The 20637-nt window shown below is 60.2% G+C and carries 18 protein-coding genes; 13 read left to right on the plus strand and 5 right to left on the minus strand.

Annotation, left to right across the window (positions count from 1 at the left end; translation table 11 throughout):
* Positions 1-284: 284 nt before the first annotated feature.
* Genes J0909_RS13735 through J0909_RS13750 form a run of 4 tightly spaced genes read right to left on the minus strand, consistent with a single transcriptional unit; the run spans position 285 to position 3377 of the window.
* A complete protein-coding gene (locus J0909_RS13735) occupies positions 285-986 on the minus strand; it encodes a hypothetical protein (protein WP_207263698.1) in 702 nt (233 codons plus the stop codon).
* The gene (gene coaBC / locus J0909_RS13740; protein ID WP_207263699.1) at positions 962-2188 is read right to left on the minus strand and encodes a bifunctional phosphopantothenoylcysteine decarboxylase/phosphopantothenate--cysteine ligase CoaBC; all 1227 of its coding nucleotides are present in this window, start codon (positions 2186-2188) and stop codon (positions 962-964) included. The genes J0909_RS13735 and coaBC overlap by 25 nt, the downstream gene beginning before the upstream one ends.
* Before the next feature lies 1 nt (position 2189).
* Complete coding sequence (locus J0909_RS13745) at positions 2190-2648, minus strand: hypothetical protein (protein WP_207263700.1); 459 nt, start codon at positions 2646-2648, stop codon at positions 2190-2192.
* 48 nt (positions 2649-2696) lie between these two features.
* On the minus strand, positions 2697-3377 hold the full coding sequence (locus J0909_RS13750) for a hypothetical protein (protein WP_207263701.1): 681 nt from the start codon (positions 3375-3377) through the stop codon (positions 2697-2699).
* 157 nt (positions 3378-3534) lie between these two features.
* Between J0909_RS13750 and queA the strand changes: the two genes are divergently transcribed.
* The 5 genes from queA to J0909_RS13775 are packed head-to-tail and all read left to right on the plus strand — an operon-like array spanning position 3535 to position 7280.
* Positions 3535-4617: a tRNA preQ1(34) S-adenosylmethionine ribosyltransferase-isomerase QueA gene (gene queA, locus J0909_RS13755; RefSeq protein WP_207263702.1), complete on the plus strand. Its 1083-nt coding sequence runs from the start codon at positions 3535-3537 to the stop codon at positions 4615-4617.
* Positions 4618-4661: 44 nt separating this feature from the next.
* Positions 4662-4895, plus strand: a complete 234-nt coding sequence (locus tag J0909_RS13760; RefSeq protein WP_207263703.1) for a 4Fe-4S binding protein — start codon at positions 4662-4664, stop codon at positions 4893-4895.
* 1 nt (position 4896) lies between these two features.
* Entirely contained in the window at positions 4897-5967 is a 1071-nt protein-coding gene (locus J0909_RS13765) for a 3-methyl-2-oxobutanoate dehydrogenase subunit VorB (protein WP_207263705.1), read from the plus strand.
* A complete protein-coding gene (locus J0909_RS13770) occupies positions 5968-6738 on the plus strand; it encodes a thiamine pyrophosphate-dependent enzyme (RefSeq protein WP_207263706.1) in 771 nt (256 codons plus the stop codon). It begins immediately after the preceding gene.
* Positions 6738-7280 carry a 2-oxoacid:ferredoxin oxidoreductase subunit gamma family protein gene (locus J0909_RS13775; RefSeq protein WP_207263707.1) on the plus strand — a complete coding sequence of 181 codons (543 nt, stop codon included), beginning with the start codon at positions 6738-6740 and terminating at the stop codon, positions 7278-7280. Before J0909_RS13770 ends, J0909_RS13775 begins: the two co-directional genes overlap by 1 nt.
* A gap of 354 nt (positions 7281-7634) precedes the next feature.
* On the opposite strand, the gene J0909_RS13780 is transcribed toward J0909_RS13775, so the two are convergent.
* Positions 7635-8804: a homocysteine biosynthesis protein gene (locus tag J0909_RS13780; RefSeq protein WP_207263708.1), complete on the minus strand. Its 1170-nt coding sequence runs from the start codon at positions 8802-8804 to the stop codon at positions 7635-7637.
* Positions 8805-9173: 369 nt separating this feature from the next.
* Here J0909_RS13780 and J0909_RS13785 point away from each other — a divergent pair, with 369 nt between their 5' ends.
* The 8 genes from J0909_RS13785 to J0909_RS13820 all read left to right on the plus strand — a co-directional run bounded on the left by J0909_RS13785 (position 9174) and on the right by J0909_RS13820 (position 20611).
* Positions 9174-10472 (plus strand): helix-turn-helix domain-containing protein, encoded by a 1299-nt coding sequence (locus J0909_RS13785; RefSeq protein ID WP_207263709.1) that lies wholly within the window; start codon positions 9174-9176, stop codon positions 10470-10472.
* 147 nt (positions 10473-10619) lie between these two features.
* Positions 10620-11789 (plus strand): DNA polymerase III subunit beta, encoded by a 1170-nt coding sequence (gene dnaN, locus J0909_RS13790; protein WP_207263710.1) that lies wholly within the window; start codon positions 10620-10622, stop codon positions 11787-11789.
* Positions 11790-14183, plus strand: a complete 2394-nt coding sequence (gene gyrB, locus J0909_RS13795; RefSeq protein ID WP_207263711.1) for a DNA topoisomerase (ATP-hydrolyzing) subunit B — start codon at positions 11790-11792, stop codon at positions 14181-14183. It begins immediately after the preceding gene.
* A gap of 198 nt (positions 14184-14381) precedes the next feature.
* Entirely contained in the window at positions 14382-16841 is a 2460-nt protein-coding gene (gene gyrA, locus J0909_RS13800) for a DNA gyrase subunit A (RefSeq protein WP_207263712.1), read from the plus strand.
* Positions 16842-16848: 7 nt separating this feature from the next.
* A complete protein-coding gene (locus J0909_RS13805; protein WP_207263713.1) occupies positions 16849-17673 on the plus strand; it encodes a tetratricopeptide repeat protein in 825 nt (274 codons plus the stop codon).
* A 72-nt stretch (positions 17674-17745) separates the two neighbouring features.
* Positions 17746-18855 carry a glycosyltransferase family 4 protein gene (locus J0909_RS13810; RefSeq protein WP_207263714.1) on the plus strand — a complete coding sequence of 370 codons (1110 nt, stop codon included), beginning with the start codon at positions 17746-17748 and terminating at the stop codon, positions 18853-18855.
* A 2-nt stretch (positions 18856-18857) separates the two neighbouring features.
* Positions 18858-19451 (plus strand): histidine phosphatase family protein, encoded by a 594-nt coding sequence (locus J0909_RS13815; protein ID WP_207263716.1) that lies wholly within the window; start codon positions 18858-18860, stop codon positions 19449-19451.
* The gene (locus J0909_RS13820; protein ID WP_207263718.1) at positions 19451-20611 is read left to right on the plus strand and encodes a glycosyltransferase family protein; all 1161 of its coding nucleotides are present in this window, start codon (positions 19451-19453) and stop codon (positions 20609-20611) included. Before J0909_RS13815 ends, J0909_RS13820 begins: the two co-directional genes overlap by 1 nt.
* Positions 20612-20637 lie beyond the last annotated feature (26 nt).

Below are 20637 nucleotides of genomic sequence, written 5' to 3' on the forward strand. Positions count from 1 at the left end.
CTACCCCAAGGGCAAGCGGCCAAAATTCGCTTTTCGATCCAGCCGGGCAGCGATTCCCCTCGAATCGGGCGATTCGCACGAATTTCACACAGCAACGCCCGCAAACCCTTGGGGGACGGGGCTTTGCGGGCCATCCGCCAAATTTGCCCGGACAGCGCATTTTGCGAAAAAAACGGATACACCCCCGCCGGAAACCTAAAAATGCGATAAAATGAAAATATGCGCGAAATTCAGCGAAAAGGCGGAAAAGCCAGGCATCGGACAGGCCGTGCGGCCACAACCCGCTACAAACGGAGACCGGCGATGGCTTCCGCGGCCAATTGTTGCTCATGGGGAAGCATTTCCACCAGACGAGCCAAAGGCGGCAGTTTGTGGACGATGACGTTTTCCAGCAAGTGCGTAACCTTCTGGATTTCGGCGTCGGGCAGGATAACCCGCAACGCCTCATCGCCGAAGCAGATGATGTATGGAGTGCGCCACAGCTCCCAACCCCGCCAGAACATGGCGGTGTCCGGCTGGAGAGCTCCGTCGGCCAGGCAGGCCACCGGCCAGAAGTTGATGGTCCCGGCGGGCCACTTCAGATGCGCCTGGAGATTTTTGAGCACGCCGCGCCGCCTCGGGTCGGACTGGCCGGCCAGATCCAGGCCGAGCTCCATGTAGGTCATGACCACCCGCGCTCCCGGTTTGGTGAAACGCAGAAAAGAGGACCACGGCGTAGGGAAATTCGGCTGCGGACGGCCTGCGGCCCGGTCGGCAGGGGAGGGGGCATCCTGAGGACGATCGGCTGTAGGCTGCCGCCGGGGACTGGTCAGCGGTTGTTGCGGCTGCGATTGCGGCGGATGCGGCAAAGCCTCGGCCCGGGCAGCAATAGGTTCGGGCCGAGTTTCCGCAGTCCGTCCGCCGGGGGCGTAGACGAACTCCAGCCCGGATTCAACCCAGGGGCGCAGGCTCTCGCGCAGGTTCAGTCGAGCAGAAGGTGATCCCATAATCTCCAGGCCACTTCGGTCTTGGGTAGTTGCGGCCACTGTTCGCGGCGGCCCTTGGCGTCCAGCACGAACATCTCGTTGGTGGTCACGCCAAAGCCACTGCCCGTCTTGGCGATGTCGTTGGCCGCGATAAGGTCGAGATGTTTGTTCGCGAGCTTGCGGGCGGCCTCTTCGCGCGGATTGCCGGTCTCGGCCGCGAAGCCGATGAGCTTCTGGCCATCGCGCTTGGTCTCGCCGAGGGTCTTGAGGATATCCGGATTGGTTTCGAATTCCACGGTAATCCCCGCGCCCGCCGAGGTTCCCTTCTTGAATTTGGTCTCGCCGAAGGGCACGGGCCGATAGTCGGCCACGGCCGCGGTCAGACAGCCCATGTCCATGTTCGGCCAAAGGTCGGTGCAGGCCGCGTACATCTGCCGCGCGGTGGTCACCGAGACCACGGCCATGTCGCAGGGGAAGCTCAGGCCGGTAGACCCGGCCACCACGGTCACGTCCGCGCCGCGCAGGTAGGCGGCCATGGCCACGCACGCGCCCATGGTCCCGCTGGAAGGGTTGGACCAGAAACGGACCGCGTCCCACGGCTCTCGGGTGGGTCCCAGTGTGACCAGGACCTTTTTGCCCGCCAGGTCCTGGGGAGCCAGGGCCTTGAGACAGGCCAGGAAAATGTCGTCCACCGGAGCCAGCCGTCCGGCACCGGTATCGCCGCAGGCCACGGAGCCGCACTCCGGGTCCACGCGGACGTACCCCAGCGCTTCGAGGGTATCCCAATTGCGTCGGGTGGCCGGTGCGGCCCACATGCGCGGATTCATGGCCGGAGCCACGATCTTCGGGCCGGGAAAGGCCAGGGCCTGACAGGAGAGCATGTCGTCGGCCAGGCCCATGGCGAGCTTGGCGATGATGTTGGCCGAGGCCGGGGCAATGACCATTACGTCGGCGGCCTGGCCCGGCTCCAGATGACCAAAGGCCGTATCCGCGTCCGGGTTCTCGGCGAACATGTCCGTATACACCGGGGACGCGCCGAGCGCCTGGAAGGACAGGGGGGTCACGAATTGCCGGGCGGCCTCGGTCAGCGTGGCCGAAACCATGCAATCCGCCCGTTGCAGGGCGCGGACCAGATCAATGACCTTGAACGCGGCGATGGAGCCGGTCACGCCCAAGTGGACGCGTTTGCCCATGAATCCGGCAAAACCGTAGTGAGGCTGCATGCTATTTTCTCTTCACGCCGGCGTCCTTGACCTCCACGGCGAAAATGGTCGTGGTGGCCGAGGCGAAGGTATCGTCGATTTCGATGACGCAACTCTTGTTGTACTTCTCGAAAGTCAGGAACTGGACCGAGCTGGCCTTGTTGTTGGAGACGAGGGTCCAGTTGTCCTTGGTCATGTTGTTGATGAAGTACTGGACCAATTCGGGAATCTCCACGCGGCCCTTGAATTTCATGATCGAGGCGCGGAACTTGGTGTTGTCCAGCTTGTAGGAGCCGTCATTGATATAATCAATCTCCTTGGGGATCATGATGTCGTCGAAGTCCAGGTAATAGTCCGGAGCCTGATGCTCGGCAGCGGCTTGCGGTTCGGCCCCCTGCGAGGAAGAGCCGGTTCTGGCGGTGCAGGCGGCCATTACGCCGACAATGAGCAACGGCAAAAGCAATTTGATGAAAGAACGCATGGTATATCCTCCCTCGCGTATAGGCAGTGATGTCGTTTTGTCTCGTGATCAGGACGCGACTTCCTTGAGCCGGTCGATCTTGTCCTGAAGGTACCGTTCCATGTCCCGCCGATCCTTGCGCAACCGGACGAGCTCGCTTTCCAATATCTGCAGCTTGGCCTTGATGTCGGAGGTGTCGAAGGTCAGCTTCAGGGCCATCTCTTCGATTTCGGCATCCTTTTCCTCCAGCGCCCTGGTCTGCTCCAGAAGCCCCTCGGGCAGGGCCGCCTGTCCCGCAGGCAACTGCTTGATGCGCTTCTGGCTGCGGGCCAAAAGCACGAAGGCGGTCTTGAGCTTGTGGATGTCGTCCTGTTGCCGCTCAATGACCGACTTCTGGTCCGCGATGACCTCCATGCAGGAAGTCACCCGGGAGAGCACGTCGTTGAAGGTGGACGCCAGATCGGCGAACCCGTCGGCAGGCCCGTAGCCGGAGTTGGCCGGGGTGTGCTCAACCTCTATGGTCCGGGGAAACTCGCTGCGCAGACGGTCATCAATTTCATTGGTAACCAGTCCATCGCCGTAAAGCCGGGAAATGCGCTCGAAAATAACGGCGGATTCTTCCGGGTATTTCGTCACGCGGCCGACCTTCCGACCCCCGAGGAAGTCCTTGAACAGGGCGGCATACCGACGGGCGGTCGGCGCGGGGATACGGGTGCGTTTGGCTATCTCAGCCACGGAAAGCCAATTCATGTTTATGAAATACCATGAATCCGGCCAATATCAAGCCCCATGGGCCTATTGGGCATAGCTTTGCCTAGCTACCCGATATCATTGGAAAAGAAAAAGATTACGTAGAAATCCGAGATGTTGTACAACCGGATCCTACACAGAGACCGGACCTATTATTATGGAAATACCCGAAGATTACCGCCTGTCGAGCTACGACTACGACCTGCCCGAGGACCGTATCGCACAGGAACCGGCCGCCCGCCGGGATGGCTCCAAACTGCTGGTCCTGGACCGCGCAGACCATTCCCTGACCCCGGCCCGATTCACGGACCTTCTCGATTACCTGCCGGACGACTGTCTGCTGGTGGCCAACAACTCGCGCGTCATCCCGGCGCGCATCTTCGGCCGCAAGCCCACCGGCGGCCAAGTGGAGTTTTTGCTGCTCACGCCCCTGCCGCTTCTTGAGCCAAGCGAGGAGGGCGGGTGGCTGACCGCGCGGGCCGAAGGCCTGCTGCGCGCCTCCAAGGGCCCAAAGCCCGGCACGGTCGTGACCTTTGCCGACGACTTTTCCCTGACCGCCATGGAGAGGGGCGAGTTTGGCCGATGGAAGGTGGAACTGCGCTGGAAGGGCGACCTGACCGGCCTGTTCAACACGTTGGGTCATCTGCCCCTGCCGCCGTACATCAAGCGCCCGGACCGCGAGGAGGATCGCGAGCGCTACCAGACCACCTATGCGGACCGGTCCAAGACCGGCTCCGTGGCCGCGCCCACGGCCGGACTGCACTTCACCGCGGAGCTGCGCGAGCGGATCCGCGCCAAGGGCATCCAGTGGGCCGAGGTGACCCTTTACGTGGGGTACGGGACCTTCAGCCCGGTGCGCTGCCCCGATATCCGCGACCACCGCATGCACGCCGAATACATCGAGGTGAGCGCGGAGACCGCCGAAGCGGTCCGCCGAGCCAAGGAGCAGGGGAGGCCGATCATCGCCGTGGGCACCACCAGCGCCCGAACCCTGGAAGGCATGGTCCGCGAAGCCGGGTCCATACGCCCGTTTCAAGGAGAAACGGATATCTTCATTTCCCCGGGCTATACATTCCGGGTTATCGACGGTATCCTGACCAACTTCCATTTGCCAGAATCGTCGCTCATCATTATGATCTCGGCTCTTGCTGGCAGAAAAACGATTCTGGATGCCTATGCGTTCGCCCTGGAAAACGACTTCCGTTTCTTCTCCTACGGGGATGCGATGCTCATCAGGTAGGCGCGGCAACCATCCACCACTACTAAACAGAACTGGAGTAGTACATGTCTCGAATCGAGGTCCGGGAAGATCGGTGCAAGGGGTGCTTGCTCTGTACCACCGTCTGTCCCGTTGACATCATCGTCCAGTCTGACCGGTTCAACGTCAGCGGCTACAAGGTTGCTGAGGTGCCCGAGGCCGACAAGGACAAATGTACCGGCTGCGCATCCTGCGCCCAGATCTGCCCGGACGTGGCGATCACTGTGTACAGGACCCCGAAAAAGAAAGAGGGGAAGTAGCATGACCAAGACCAGCGAACGCATTTTCGTCAAAGGAAACGAAGCCATCGCGCGCGGCGCCCTGGCCGCCAAGTGCAAATGTTTCTTCGGCTATCCGATCACCCCGCAAAACGACATTCCCGAATTCATGTCCTCGGAGATCATCAAGGCGGGCGGCGACTTCGTCCAGGCCGAATCCGAGGTGGCCGCGGCCAACATGCTCCTCGGGGCCGGAGCATCCGGCGTCCGGGCCATGACCTCCTCGTCCTCGCCCGGCATTGCGCTCAAGCAGGAGGCCATCTCCTATATGGCGGGTTCCGAAGTCCCGGCAGTCATCGTCAACATGACCCGGGGCGGGCCAGGTCTGGGCGACATCGGCCCGGCCCAGGGCGACTATTACCAGTCCACCCGGGGCGGCGGGCACGGCGACTACCGGCATTTCACCCTGGGACCCGGCACGGTCCAGGAGGCCTACGACCTGACCATCCGCGCCTTCGACATCGCCTTCAAATACCGCACCCCGGTGCTCATCCTCGGCGACGCCATCCTCGGCCAGATGAAGGAACCCATCGTCCCCTGGGAACCCACGGACGTCGATGAGGACGCAGGGCGCGACTGGGCCATCACCGGACGCACCGGCGGCCGCGAAAAGCGCCTCATCAAGTCCCTGTTCCTCGATGAAGGAGCGCTGGCAGAACAGAACAAACACCTCCAGGCCAAATATGATTCCTGGAAGGATCTGACCGAGGCCGAACAGTTCGAAACCGAGGATGCGGACCTCATCGTCTGCGCCTACGGTTCCATCGGACGCATCGCCAAATCCGCGGTACGCAAATTCCGCAAGGACGGCCACAAAGTCGGCCTGTTCCGGCCCATCACCCTGTACCCGTTCCCGTCCGACGAACTCAAAGCCCTTGCCGAGCAGGGCAAGCGGTTCCTGACCATCGAGCACAACCTGGGCCAGATGGTCGATGATGTGCGTCTGGCCATCCGGACCGTCGCCGACTCCGACTTCTATCCCATCTACCCCGGTAATCTGCCCACTCCGGACGAACTGGAGGAGCCGATCCTCAAATGCCTGGAGGGTAAATAAATGACCGAAATGAACGAAAAACTGGTCTTTGAACGGCCCCGGTCCGTCATCGACCGGCCCACCCATTACTGCCCGGGCTGCCATCACGGCATAGCACACCGGCTCATAGGCGAGCTGTTCGACGAAATGGGCTTGGCCGAAAACACCCTCATGGTCACTTCCATCGGCTGTTCGGTCTTCCTGTACAACTACCTCAACGCCGACGCGGTGGAGGCCCCCCATGGCCGCGCCCCGGCGGTGGCCACCGGCGTCAAGCGCGCCCGGCCGGACAAGTTCGTCTTCACCTACCAGGGCGACGGCGACCTGGCTTCCATCGGCATGGCCGAGATCATGCACGCCGCCAACCGGGGCGAAAAGATGTGCGTGGTCTTCGTCAACAACACGGTCTACGGCATGACCGGCGGCCAGATGGCCCCGACCACCATGATCGGCCAGATCACCACGACCACCCCGGCGGGACGCTGCCAGACCCACGAGGGCGCGCCCATCCGCATGACCGAGATCATCGCCTCCCTGGGCGGCACCGCCTTTGCCGCACGCGGCGCGCTCAATACCGTGGCCAACATCAAGAAGGCCAAGAAATACCTGAAAAAGGCCTTCGAGTTTCAGCTCAACAACACCGGCTTCGGGTTCGTGGAACTGCTCTCCGGCTGCCCGACCAACTGGAAGATGACCCCGCTTGCGGCCAACGAACGCATTGCGAACGAAATGATCCCGTACTTCCCGCTCGGCATCTATAAAGACGTGTCCGAGGAAGGAGGCGTCTGCTGATGCGCTACATGGACACTATTATCGCGGGCTTCGGCGGGCAGGGCGTCATGCTCATCGGCAACCTGCTGGCCTACGCGGGCATGAAGGACGGCCTTAACGTCACCTACATTCCGGTCTACGGCCCGGAAATGCGCGGCGGCACGGCCAACTGCACGGTCGTGCTCTCCCACGAGGACATCGGCTCGCCCATCATCCGCCGGCCCAAGTCCCTCATCGCCATGAACCGCCCGTCCGTGGACAAGTTCCAGCCGCGCGTGGAGGACGGCGGCATCCATATCATCAACTCCTCGCTCATCGACATGGAGCTGGCCGATACGGACCGTCTCGAGTGCCACGGCGTTCCCTGCAACGAGATCGCCGACGAACTGGGTAATACCCGCATGGCCAACATGGTCGCCATAGGCGCCTTCGTCCAGGCCTCCGGGATCATCACCCTGGACGCCCTCATCGGCTCACTGGAGAACGTCATCTCCCCGCGCTACCACAAGCTCATCCCGGCCAACACCAAGGCCATTCAGGCGGGCGCGAAATACATCGCCTAGACGCGGGACAAATGTAAAAAAAGAGCCCTGCCGACATCAGTCGGCAGGGCTCTTTCTTTTATCTCCTACGACCTGAGAAAGGGGAGAAAAAAACTTCAAAAAGGACTTTTTCCCTCTCCTTTTCCTAACTATTTTAACGCCGCTTTGCGGGGTGGATCAAGATAATCCAACAGTAGGACAATAAAACCATTGATTACGGACAATCCGTAAAAAAAAAATGAACGGCTTGTAAAAATTATCTCTGCATAACCGCGTCCGCACGGCCCTGCCGCAGGCACACAAAAAGCTTTGAAAGGGAGTCCAGAGGGGAAACTTTCTCGAAAGTTTCCCCTCTGGCCGCCGGAGGCATTTTTATCAGAAGCTCGGGATATCGTCCTGCTTTTCGGTCAGCAGGAAATCGCCTTTGAGGATCCATTCCTTGAGCTTGTCGGCCACTTCCAGGGACATGGAATAGGAGGTCACGGGTACAGTGTCGGTTTCCTTTTCATTGATCGTCACATGCCCGCTGCGCAGCTCGGCGAAGGTCACGCGGGTAACCTCGCGCGGAATGCCGTTGGGATAGTCGTAGCCGTAATCCTTGACCGGCATGGAGATGTCCTCGTTGGACACTCCGGTGAACCAGGCCATCTCCTCGTTGAGCATGGGGATGGGTATGCCCACGCCAAGCGCCAGGGACACGCCGTAACCGATGATGGACTGGGCGCGCACATAGCGGGCGTTCATCTTCTTGAAATCGCCCTTGAGCATGAGCGTGCCGGACCCGCTTTCCGGGATGCCGCGTTCGTTGCGCTTGGGCTTCTGGACGTGCTGGGTGCCTTCGCCGATGACGTAGCCGGTTCCGCCGCCCAGGAAGATGCGCGTGCCCATGCCGATGGTCCGGAAATACGGATCATTGAACAACGGCGAGAGAGCGCCCGCTGTGGCGTAGTTGACGTTGGACGAATTGGCCTTGAGCGGCCCCATGTACGTGTAGATGGTCCGGTTGGTCAGGTTCACGGCCGCGTTGTAATTCTGGTAGCAGTTGCGCGGATTGAGCATGATCGCGTTGGGCAGGTCTGCCAAGGTGATATCCTTGTCCAACTCGCGCCGGGGATAGCAGTCCGTGCCGTAGGCCTCGGCCCGCAGATGCACGGCCTTGCCGCGCAACAGATCCTCCATGACGTGGGCTCCGCCATAGGCGAAACGGCCGGGGTGGACCTTGTTCAGGGGATCGTCCTCGGACGGCTCCGTGGCCCCCAGATAGGCGTCCACCGCCGCTATGCCGCTGTAGCAAGGCACGTTGTTGAGCCAGAGCTTGGAAACCTTCATAACCGGCGGCTGCTGGCCTATATTGAAGAGCAGCCCCGAGGAGCACATGGGCGAGAAGGTGCCGGTGGTGACCACGTCCACTTCCCGGGCGGCATTGACCTTGCCTTCCTTCCTGACGATCTCGATCATCTCCTCGGCATTGACCACCACGGCCTTGCCCTTGCGGATGCGTTCGTTGATCTCCTTGACCGTCTTGTTCACTTTGAATTCTGCCATTTTTATCCTGCCTTCGCCCCCAGGGCCTGGAGCCCGCACGGGGGTATTGTTCGCTACGTGAAGTCCACCCCTTGTAATCCAAATCCGCCGGAAGGAAAACCAGCTTCTTTCCCGCGTGCCGCCTCATTGTGAATAACCCGCAGAACAGAGGAAAACTCCCGGTTTTCCGCAGGTTTTAAACAGGCGTGTCAAAACACGGGGCAGCGGTCGCCGTCCAGGGGTGGAATACGGGAAAAACTGGCGGAAAAGCTTGGCTTCCGGGCTATTTTAGGGTATAAAATCAAATGAATTTCGGGAGATTCTTTAGACTCAAATTTTGTTTTTTAAAAACCAATTAATTTAACTGGTTGTAACGGGCATCGGCACATCGTGAAAGAATCACTTCGGCAACACCTTCTTCAGACCTGCACGGACGAGGATCTCAAGCGCTGGTTCGACCCGCTGACCTTCGATTATTCCGAGGAAAACAAGCGGCTGACCGTGGGTTTTCCCCATGCCTTTTTCGCCAAGTGGTTCGAGTCCGACATCCAGGACAAGTTCGAGGCGCAACTGAACATGTTCCTGGGCAACGGGTACCTGATCAGCTACAAGGACAGCGAAACTCCCGACCGTTCCCGCGGGGTGCAGGTAGCCGACGTGGTCAAACGCATCGACTTCCCGTTCGGCCAGGAATTCACCTTCGACACTTTTCTGATCAACAAAAAAAACTATTTCCCCATAGCCTCCGCCAAAGAGGTGGCCAAACAGTCGGGTTCGCTCTTCAACCCGTTCATCATCTGCGGGCCCGGCGGATCGGGCAAAACCCACCTGATCAAGTCCGTGGCCAACGAGATCGCCAAGAAGCACGACTATTCAACCATCTTCATGGGCTCCCTGGAGGAGCTCAACTCGCTCTATTCAATCCGCTTCAAGGGCGACCCCTTCAAGGCGCGCAACCATCTGTTCGGGTATAATTTCCTGTTTATCGACGACTTCCACAAAATCAAGGAACATCCCCACTTCCAGCAGGAACTGGTCAATATCTTTAATCACTTCTACGACAACAAGAAGCAGATGGTCCTGGCCTGCCGTGAAAAGGTGACCAGTTACGACTTCCTGGACGACAACCTGCAATCCCGGCTCGGCTGGGGGCTTATCGTCACCCTCAAGGAGCCGGACCTGGAAATCCGGGTGGGCTACATCCAGCGCCAAGCCAAGGCCAAACGGCTCTCCCTGACCAAGGAACAAATTCTGACCCTGGCCCAGCGGTTCGCCGATTTCCGATACCTCCAGGGCATCCTGCTCAAGCTCTTCGCCTTCAAGGAACTGGTCAAGCAGGACCTTTCGCAAAAGGACTTTGAACACATCCTGGCCAACACCGAGGAAAAGACCACCGACGACCTGACGCCCAAGAAAATCCTGAGCGTGGTGGCCGAGCACTTCAATGTGCACGTAAAAGACCTGACGGGAACAAAACGGCATCAGCACATCGCCCATGCCCGGCAAGTGGCCATGTACCTCTGCCGCCAGATGTTGAACACTTCCTATCCCGCTTTGGGCAGGGCGTTTGGCGGCAAGGACCACTCCACGGTCCTGTACTCTGTGAAAAAAATCGATCAATTACAGGAAGATGACTTCGAATTGAAACAACTGTTGAAAACCCTGAAGAATAAATGTCGCATGTCGTGATCCTTTTCGAATTCGGCCGATTCATGCACGTTCGGTTCGTAAATCGTGACAATGAGTGTGCTTAAAAAATACAACTATTACGAGGTTTTAGTTTCGAAAGGAACAAAGGAACCGAGCTAATAAATCTCAATAAAGGAGATATTTTTTATGTTTCTGAAAGTGAACCGAGATGAAATCATCGAAGGACTCCAGAAGTCGGCGAATATCATCCCGGCCAAAACCGGCGCAGCATTCCTGCGGACCATCTGGCTTCAGTGCGAGAACGGGAACCTGAACATCATGAGCACGGACTCGAACCTGGAGTTCATGGGATCCTATCCCGCGGCCATCGAGGGCGAGGGTTTGGCTGGCGTACAGGGACGCGCCTTCTACGACCTGGTCAAGCAGCTTCGGTCCGACCAGGGCGAACTGACCATCCACACGGACGAGGCGGACCAAAACGTCCTGGTGGAGCAAAAGGCCCGCAAGTACAAGTTCCCGGTGAACGATCCCGAGTGGTTCCAGAAATTCTCCACCTTCCCCGAGGACAACACGGTCTATTGGTCCGGTGACTTCCTCCACGAGATCATTGATAAAATATCCTTTTGCATCTCCGACGAGGATTCCATGGAGGCCATCGCCTGCATCTACATGGTTCCCCGTGAAAAGGACGGAAACAAGACCGTCGAGGTCTGCGGCCTGAACGGCCATCAGTTCTCCATGCTCAACTTCGTCAACGACGACATTTATGCCATGTTGCCGGAAGAGGGCGTTCTCATCCAGAAGAAGTACCTGACCGAGTTGAAGAAGTGGTTGACCGCCGACGAGATCGAGCTGGCCATTTCCAACAAGCGGCTCTTTTTCCGCACCGGGGACAAGCGCGAGACCTTCACCCTGCCGTTGTCCTACTACCAGTATCCCAACTACAACAACTTCCTGGCCCGGCTGGGCGACGACAACGTCTCCACACTGGAAGTCAACCGTCTGGATCTGGTGGACGCCCTGTCCCGCGTGGCCCTGTTCAACACGGATTCCAACCGCTGCGCCTACTTCTCCTTCGACGAGAACGAGGTCACGGTGTCGGCCCAGGGTCAGGAGACCGGCACGGCGCGCGAATCCATCGACGCCGTCTTTACCGGCGACATGGCCCGCATCGCCTTCCCCACACGAAACCTGATCGAGATTCTCAATCACTTCGCCTCGCCCACCGTGAAGTTCACCCTGACCGGCACGGAAGCGCCGTGCGGCCTGACCGGGCCGGACGACAAGGATTACAATGTGATCGTCATGCCCATGATGATCCAGGAAGAGACTTACTATACCGAGGAAAACGCATAAATGAGCGATAAACAGTACAATGCCGAGTCGATCACCGTACTCGAAGGGCTTGAGGCCGTCCGCAAACGGCCGGCCATGTACATCGGGTCCACGGACATCCGGGGCCTGCACCATCTTGTCTATGAAGTCATCGACAACTCCATCGACGAGGCCATGGCCGGGTACTGCGACAAGATCAAGGTCACCCTGCATATGGACAACTCCTGCACGGTGACGGATAACGGCCGCGGCATTCCCGTAGACATCCACCCCAAGGAAAAGGTCCCGGCGGTCCAGTTGGCCATGACCACGCTGCATGCGGGCGGCAAGTTCGACAACGACTCCTACAAGGTCTCGGGAGGCCTGCATGGCGTGGGCGTGTCCTGCGTCAACGCCTTGTCCGAGTTCATGGAGACCACGGTCCGGCGCAACGGCAAGACTTATCGTATGAAGTTCGAGCGCGGCCACGTGACCCACGAGTTGGAGGAGATAGGTCCGTCCGATTCCACGGGTACCACCCAGCGCTTCCGGCCCGACGAGGATATCTTCGAGGTCAACCAGTTCGAATACGACGTCCTGCGCAAGCGGTTCCGCGAGCTGGCCTATCTCAACTCCGGCCTGGAGATCGAGTTCAAGGACGAGCGCTCCGGCGACGATGAAAAGTTCAAGTTCGAGGGCGGCATCACCCAGTACGTCAAGGACATCAACAGCAATCTGAACACCATCGGCGAGATCGTCCACGGCGTGGGCGAGTCCGAGAACATGATCGTCGAGTTCGCCTTGCAGTACACGTCGAGCTACAAGGAAAACACCTACACCTTCGCCAACAATATCCGGACCATCGAAGGCGGCACGCACCTGGCCGGGTACAAGACCGCCCTGACCAGGGCCATCAACAACTACGTGCAGAACGCCGACCTCCCCAAGAAGCTGATCAAAAAGCTGACCGGCGACGACGTGCGCGAGGGGTTGACCTCGGTCATCTCGGTCAAGCTGCCCAACCCGCAGTTCGAGGGCCAGACCAAGACCAAGCTCGGCAACTCCGAGGCCGCGGGCCTGGTGGCCGCCGTCATCTACGACAAGCTGAACACCTTCTTCGAGGAGAATCCCAAGGAAGCGCGGTTCATCATCGAGAAGGTGGTGGATGCCGCCCGGGCGCGCGAAGCGGCCCGCAAGGCCCGCGATCTGGTCCGGCGCAAGGGCGCCCTGTCGGACAACTCCCTGCCCGGCAAGCTGGCCGACTGCCAGTCCAAGAACCCCAAGGATTCGGAAATATTCCTGGTCGAGGGCGACTCGGCCGGCGGTTCGGCCAAACAGGGCCGCGATCCCAAGATCCAGGCCATCCTGCCCCTGCGCGGCAAGATCCTGAACGTGGAGAAGACCCGGCTGGACAAGATGCTCGGCAACAAGGAAATCCGGGCCATGATCACGGCCTTCGGCATCGGCATCGGCCACGAGGAAGATGCCAAGGATTACGACAAGCTGCGCTACCACAAGATCGTCATCATGACCGATGCCGATGTGGATGGTTCGCACATCCGCACCCTGCTTTTGACCTTCTTCTTCAGGCAGTACGAAGAGTTGATCAACCGGGGCCACATCTATATCGCCCAGCCGCCCCTCTACCGGGCGAGCAAAGGCAAGTTCGAACGGTTCATCAAGGACGACGTGGAGTTGGACAATTTCCTGCTGGAACGAATCGGCGGGGACCTGTCCGTCAAGACCGGCAACGAGCAGGTTTTGGAAGGACAGCGGCTCATTGACGTCATGGACAAAATCCGTTCCCTGCGCACCCGGTTCCACGAGGCCGAGACCGTGGGCATCGACGCGGTGCTCTACCGCAAGCTTCTCGATTTTCCCGAACGCCTCTCGTTCACCTACTTCGAGGAGCATGATCCCGAGAAATTCAAGCGGGACTTCGAGACCAATGGTTATCAGGTGAACATCGAAAAGGAACATGACGCGGAGATGGACAAGGAGCGCACCTATCTGGTGTTCGAGAACGAAAACGGCCACCGTACCCGGCTGGCCATGGAGTTCTTCCACTCCAAGCTCTACAAGGCGGCCTACAAGACCTATGGAGAGCTTAAGGAAGCCTGCGGCGGGTTCGAGTTCGTTCTGGATCTGAAAGAGGGCGAGCGGCCCGTTTCCGGCTTTTTCAGCCTGTATGACTCGGTCATCGAGGAGGCCCATCGCGGCTGGCAGATCCAGCGCTACAAGGGTTTGGGCGAAATGAACCCGGAACAGCTCTGGGAAACGACCATGAATCCGGAAAACCGGACCATGCTCAAGGTGACCGTCGAGGACGCGGTCGCGGCCAACGACATCTTCGTCGATCTCATGGGCGACAACGTGGAACCGCGTCGGGAATTCATCGAAAAGAACGCCCTGGCCGTCCAGGAACTGGATATCTGATCCGGCGGTCGAGAGACAATGGCCGGAAGGATTTCTACCATCAGGAACCAACGCCGACGACGCGGACGAATGCGGCCGCACGTCGGACGGCGAGACAACAAGTTTAGGAGATTCCCGGGCCGCCCTCGATAGGGGGGCTTGGGCCGCCGGAGACAACCCCAGGTACGGGATTCCGGCATCCTAGGAGGCAAGTAAGGAATGAGTGATACCATCACCATCGAGAGCGAACTCAAGAAAAGCTATCTTGAGTACTCCCTGTCCGTCATCATCGGGCGCGCCATCCCGGACGTGCGCGACGGGCTCAAGCCCGTCCACCGGCGTATTCTCTACGCCATGCACGACCTGGGCAACTACTACAACCGGGCGTACAAAAAGTCCGCGCGCGTGGTCGGCGACGTTATCGGTAAGTACCATCCGCACGGCGATTCCGCGGTTTATGACGCCTTGGTGCGCCTGGCCCAGGACTTTTCCATGCGCGACACCCTGGTGGACGGCCAGGGCAACTTCGGTTCCATCGACGGCGATTCCGCGGCCGCCATGCGTTACACCGAAGTGCGCATGGCCAGACTCTGTTCGGAGTTCCTCGGGGACATCGAAAAGAACACGGTCGATTTCACGCCCAACTACGACAACACCATGCAGGAACCGTCGGTCCTGCCGACCAAGGTGCCGAACCTGCTGCTTAACGGCACCACCGGCATTGCCGTGGGCATGGCCACGAACATTCCGCCGCACAACCTGGGTGAGCTCATCGACGGCTGCATCCATCTGCTGGACAATCCGGATTGCTCCATCCCCTCGCTGATGACTCTGATCAAGGGCCCGGATTTCCCGACCGGCGGCACCGTCTTCGGCGGCCAGGGACTCATGGATGCCTATACCACCGGACGCGGCTCCATCAAGATTCGCGGTGTGGTCGAAATCGAGGAGGCCCACAAAGGGCACAAGGAATCGATCATCATCAAGGAGATTCCCTACGCCCTGAACAAGTCCACCCTGGTGGAGAAGATCGCGGCCCTGGTCCACGAGAAGAGGATCGACGGCGTGGCCGATCTGCGCGACGAGTCCGACCGCAAGGGCATCCGCATCGTGCTCGAACTCAAGCGCGGGGCCATCGCCGACATCATCATCAACTCGCTGTACAAATTCACTCCGCTGGAAACGAGCTTCGGCATCAATATGATGGCCGTGGTCGGAAAGCGGCCCATGCTCCTGAATCTGAAGGACGTCCTGAGCCACTTCCTGGAGCACCGGCGCGAGGTCATCATCCGCCGGACCAAGTTCGATCTCGACAAGTGCGAGAAGCGCGTCCACATCTTGGAAGGTCTGCGCATCGCCCTGGACAACATCGATGAAGTGGTCAAGCTCATCCGCGCGTCCAAGACCCCGGAGGAGGCCCGCGAGGGTCTCATGAGCCGCTTCGATCTGTCCGATATCCAGGCCAAGGCCATCCTGGACATGCGTCTGCAAAAGCTGACCGGCCTGGAGCACGACAAGCTCCTGGAGGAACTGGCCGAGCTGATGAAGAAGATCGAATACTTCAAGTCCATTCTGTCCAACGACGAGGTGCTCAAGGGCGTCATCCGCGAGGAATTGAGCGAAATCAAGACGAACTACGCCACCCCGCGCAAGTCCGAACTGCTTCAGGCGGACCTGAATTCCATAGACATCGAGGATCTCATCCCCGACGAGGAGACGGTCATCACCCTGAGCCGCCGGGGCTACATCAAGCGCACTCCGCTGTCCAACTACACCGCCCAGAAACGCGGCGGCAAGGGCATCGCGGGCGTGCAGACCGGTGACGGCGATTTCATCCACACCTTCATGCTGACCACCAACCATCAGCATCTGGTGCTGTTCACCAACCTGGGCAAGATGTTCAAGATCAAGGTCCATCAGGTCCCCGAGGGATCGCGCTACGCCAAGGGCGGGCACGTCAACAACCTCCTGCCGCTGGACAAGGACGAACATATCGCCACCTGTCTGTCGCTCCGGGAGTTCACGGACGACCGCTTCTTCCTGTTCGTGACCAAGAAGGGCATGATCAAGCGTTCGTCCATCGGCCTGTACGGCAATTGCCGGACCACCGGCATCCGCGCCGTGAATCTGCGCGATCATGACGAACTCATGGATGTGCGCGAGATCGAGCCGGATGTGGATTGCATCCTGGTCAGCCGCGACGGCTCGGCCATCCGCTTCAACATCAATGATGCCCGACCCATGGGGCGCGCCACGGCGGGCGTCAAGGGCATGGCCCTGCGGCCCAATGACGAAGTCGTGTCCTGCGTGGTCACCGGTGATGCCGAGCGCGACCAGTTGCTGACCGTCAGCGAGGGCGGCTACGGCAAGCGCACGACCATCGACCAGTACCGGGTCCAGACGCGCGGCGGCAAGGGCATCCTGAACATGCGCCTGACCAACAAGACCGGCAAGGTCATCGGGGCGTGCATGGTCAACGAGTCCGACGACGTGATTCTGTTGACTTCCCAGAACAAGATCATCCGCATGTCCGTGTCCGAGGTCAGCCAGACGCGCGGCCGGGCCACTCAGGGCGTGCGGCTGGTGCGTATGGACGACGACAACAAGGTCATCGGCTTCGATCTCGTCATGGACGAGGACGAGGACCTGAACGAGGCCCTGATTGAGGCCCGGCCTTAAGGACACGATGCGACGCATACTCGTGCTGATATTGCTGGCCGCGACGGTATTGACCGTCGCGGCCTGCTCTTCACCCACTTCGCCCGGTCAGGAAGACATCGAGCGGGCGCGTGATTCCTATTCCAAGGGGTTCTACCTCGAAGCGGAAAAGGATTTCGAGCGCTATCTTCAGGTGGAGCCCCAGGGGAAATTCCGCAAAGAGGCCTGGGACCGGCTGGCCGAAATAGCGGTCTCCATCAAGGGAGACTATGACCGGGCCGTGGTCCTGCTCGAAGCCATGTATCTCGAATTGGGCGGCGATCAGGACACAGCCTGGAAGATCATGTTTCAACTGGGCGAGGTTTATTCAGATTTGGATAACAATTCAAAGGCTATAGAGGCATTTGAAAAATGTCTGGCCCATGCCCAGGGCAACCCGGAACACACCTATAAGACCCAATTGCGCATGGCCCGGCTCTACCGGAGCATGGGCAGTTACGACCTGGTTGCCGCCACCCTGGAAAATTGCGCCGATTCGGCCACGGACGACGAGGCGAAAGCACGTTGCCTGTACGAACTGGCCCAGAGTTACACCTTCATTTCCAGTTGGTCACAGGCGTCCAAGACACTGAATTCACTGCTCAAGCTCAAGCATATTTCGGATGAGACCCGCGCATTGGCCATCTTTCTGGAGGCGGACATAGCCGAGAATGATCGGGATTATATCCAGGCCCGTAAATTGCTTGAATCCATTTTGCGCACCTATCCGAATCCCAAGGTGGTGGAGACCCGGCTGGCCAATCTGCCCGAGGTTGTTCCCGAGCCGCTGCCCCTGGTGCCTCCCAAGCTGTGAGCCGGATTCGGCGGGTTCGCTGAATTGGTGTATGACGGCGACCCCGTCCCGATGACAACCCGAGAGTGACCCGTGAAGATCGCCCTGTGCACCCCGTTCAAACCGCTGGACAATCCGTCCGTGTCCGGCGATGTGACCATTGTTCGTGACCTGCGTGACGCGCTGGCGGACTTGGGTCACGAGGTGCTCCCCATGCCTTTTTTCCCGGCCAAGGAAATCTGGAAACACCCCGGCCGCTGGTCCGGCGCATATCGGGCCATTTCGCGCATGACCGAGGCGGCGCGCGGCTGCGAGGCCTGGCTGACCTACAACTCCTACTACAAGGCGCCGGACGTCTTCGGTTCGGCCTGCGCGGCCCGGCTGGCCATTCCCTACGCCATATTCCAGGCGAGTTATGCGGTGAACCGGGGTAATAAGCTCGCGACCTGGCCGGGGTACCGGCTGAACCGTCGGGCCATGCTCCGGGCGGACCACATCTTCTGCAACCGGGCCAACGACCTGCGCGGCTGCGCAAAGCTTTTGCCGCCGGACCGTTACTCCCCCGTTCGTCCCGGGTTGCCTGTTGGCCTGCTGGCGCGCGACCAGGAGGCCGGAACTAGGCTGCGCAAGGAGTGGGGCGCCATGAACGCGCGCGTGGTTCTCAGCGCGGCCATGATGCGCGCGGGGGTCAAGGCCGAGGGGTTGCGCTGGGTATTTCGGGCCTGTGCGGAACTCGTCGAGCGGGGCCGCGACATCGTCCTGGGCGTGGCCGGAGACGGCCCGTGCCGGGCGGAACTGGAATCCGAGGCCCGCAAGCTGCTGGGTGGGCGGGTCCACTTTCTCGGTCTGGTGGAGCGGGAACTGCTGGGCGGTTTTTTCGCGGCGGGCGACCTGTTCGCCTTTCCCGGCCTGAAGGAAAGCGTGGGCATGGTCTACCTGGAAGCCCAGCTTTGCGGGCTACCTGTGGTGGCCACGGATGACGAGGGCGCGCCCCAGGTGGTGGCCCACAACCGCACCGGGTTGATCACTGGTGCGACCATCGAGAATTTCACCCGGGGCGTGGACGAACTGGTCCGCGACCCGGAGCGGTGCGCGGCCCTGGCGGCCAACGCGCCGCATTACGTCACCGAAGAACACGACGCGCGGCGCAACTACGGCTATGTGGCCGCGACCCTGCGCCGACTGGCCGAAGCGAGGGCCTGAACATGACGACATATTTCTGCATGCGCCACGGATTGACCGAATGGAACCGCGCTTGCCGCATCCAGGGGAACACCGATGTCCCCCTCTGTGAGGAAGGGCGCGACATGGCCCGTAAATGGGGCCGATCCCTGGCCGGGGAGGGGTTCGACTGCATCCTGACCAGCACGCTCGACCGGGCCCGGGAGACCGGCGCGCTGGTCAACGAGATTCTGGGCCTGCCCACGTTCGAGGACGAACGGCTGGGCGAGCAGGATTGGGGCGACTGGACCGGTCTGACCAAGGATGAACTCAAGGCCCTGCGCAAGGAGGTCCGCCGCGAGGAGCACAAGGGCTTCGGCTTCCGGCCGGAGGGCGGGGAGAGCCGCGATGAAGTGCTTTTCCGGGCCTGTGACGCGCTTATTGAATTTGCCGCCGAGCACCCCGGCGAATCCGTGCTGGTGGTCACCCACAATGGGGTCCTGCGCTGTCTGGCCCACGCGCTGTCCGGCTCGGACTTCCTGCCCGGCGATCCGGTGGCCTATCTTCCGTACCGCCTGCACCGCATCGAATGCATCGACAATGAACTCGCCCTGGGCGAGCTGAACATGGAGCTATAATGCGCATCGTCTTCTATTGCCAGCACGTGCTCGGCGTGGGCCATATGTTCCGGTCCCTGGAAATCGTCAAGGCCTTGAAAAATCATGAGGTCATTTTGGTCACTGGCGGGGCGGAGGTGGATTTCGATCCGCCCGCCAACATGACCCGCGTGCAGTTGCCCGGCCTGATGATGGACGCCAAATTCACCCGCTTCATCCCGCTTGAGGACGGGGCCGAGGTGGACGAAGTCCTGGTTCGCCGCCTGCGCCTGTTCAAGGAGATCATGGCGAAATACCGGCCCGACATCTTCATGGTTGAACTCTTTCCCTTTGGACGGAAGAAATTCCGCTTCGAACTCCTGCCCATCCTCAAGAAGGTCCGCAAGGGCGAATACGGTCCCTGCCGATCAGTCTGCTCCGTGCGCGATATCCTGGTGGAAAAAAAAGACATGCAGCGCCAGGTGGAGCGGGTCCACGGTTATCTGAATCCCAATTTCGACCACGTCCTGGTCCACTCGGACCCCAACCTGGTCCGTCTGGACGAGACCTTTCCCGGCGTGGAGGGCATCGTCCCCGAAGTCCATTACACCGGCTACGTGGCCCGTAAGCCCGATCCGGCCGAAACCGCGCGGCTGGCCGATGAACTGCGTCTCGACGAGACCCCGCTGGTGGTCGTGTCCGTGGGCGGCGGGCATATCGGCCGCGACCTGCTGCGCGGGGCCCTGGCCGCCTCGCCCATCCTGCACCGGACCCATCCGCACCGGCTGGCCGTGTTCACAGGCCCCTATGTCGAGGAAGACGAGTTCGCCCATCTGCAAACCCTGGCCGAAGCGCATCCGCACATCACGGTCCGGCGTTTCACCAAGCGCTTTTTGGCCTACCTGGACCTGGCCCGTCTGTCGGTCTCGTTGGGCGGCTACAACACCACCATGAACCTGCTGGCCACCAACACCTTCGGGCTCATGTATCCATTCCTCCAGAACCGCGAGCAGAACATGCGCGCCCGGCGTATTGAGCAAAAGGGCGGCCTCAAGGTTATCACCCAGGATGATCTCGGCCCGGAACGGCTGGCCGGGTTGATGCGCGACGGCCTGGACCGCAAGGCCGCGCCGCTCGGCCTCAACCTGGACGGGGCCGCCAATTCGGCGCGTCTCCTTGAGAAAATCCACGCCGCCATGTAGTTCTCCGCCCGGGCCACTTTCCTGTC

The organism is Desulfovibrio sp. Huiquan2017, from assembly GCF_017351175.1.
GTDB lineage: Bacteria > Desulfobacterota > Desulfovibrionia > Desulfovibrionales > Desulfovibrionaceae > Pseudodesulfovibrio.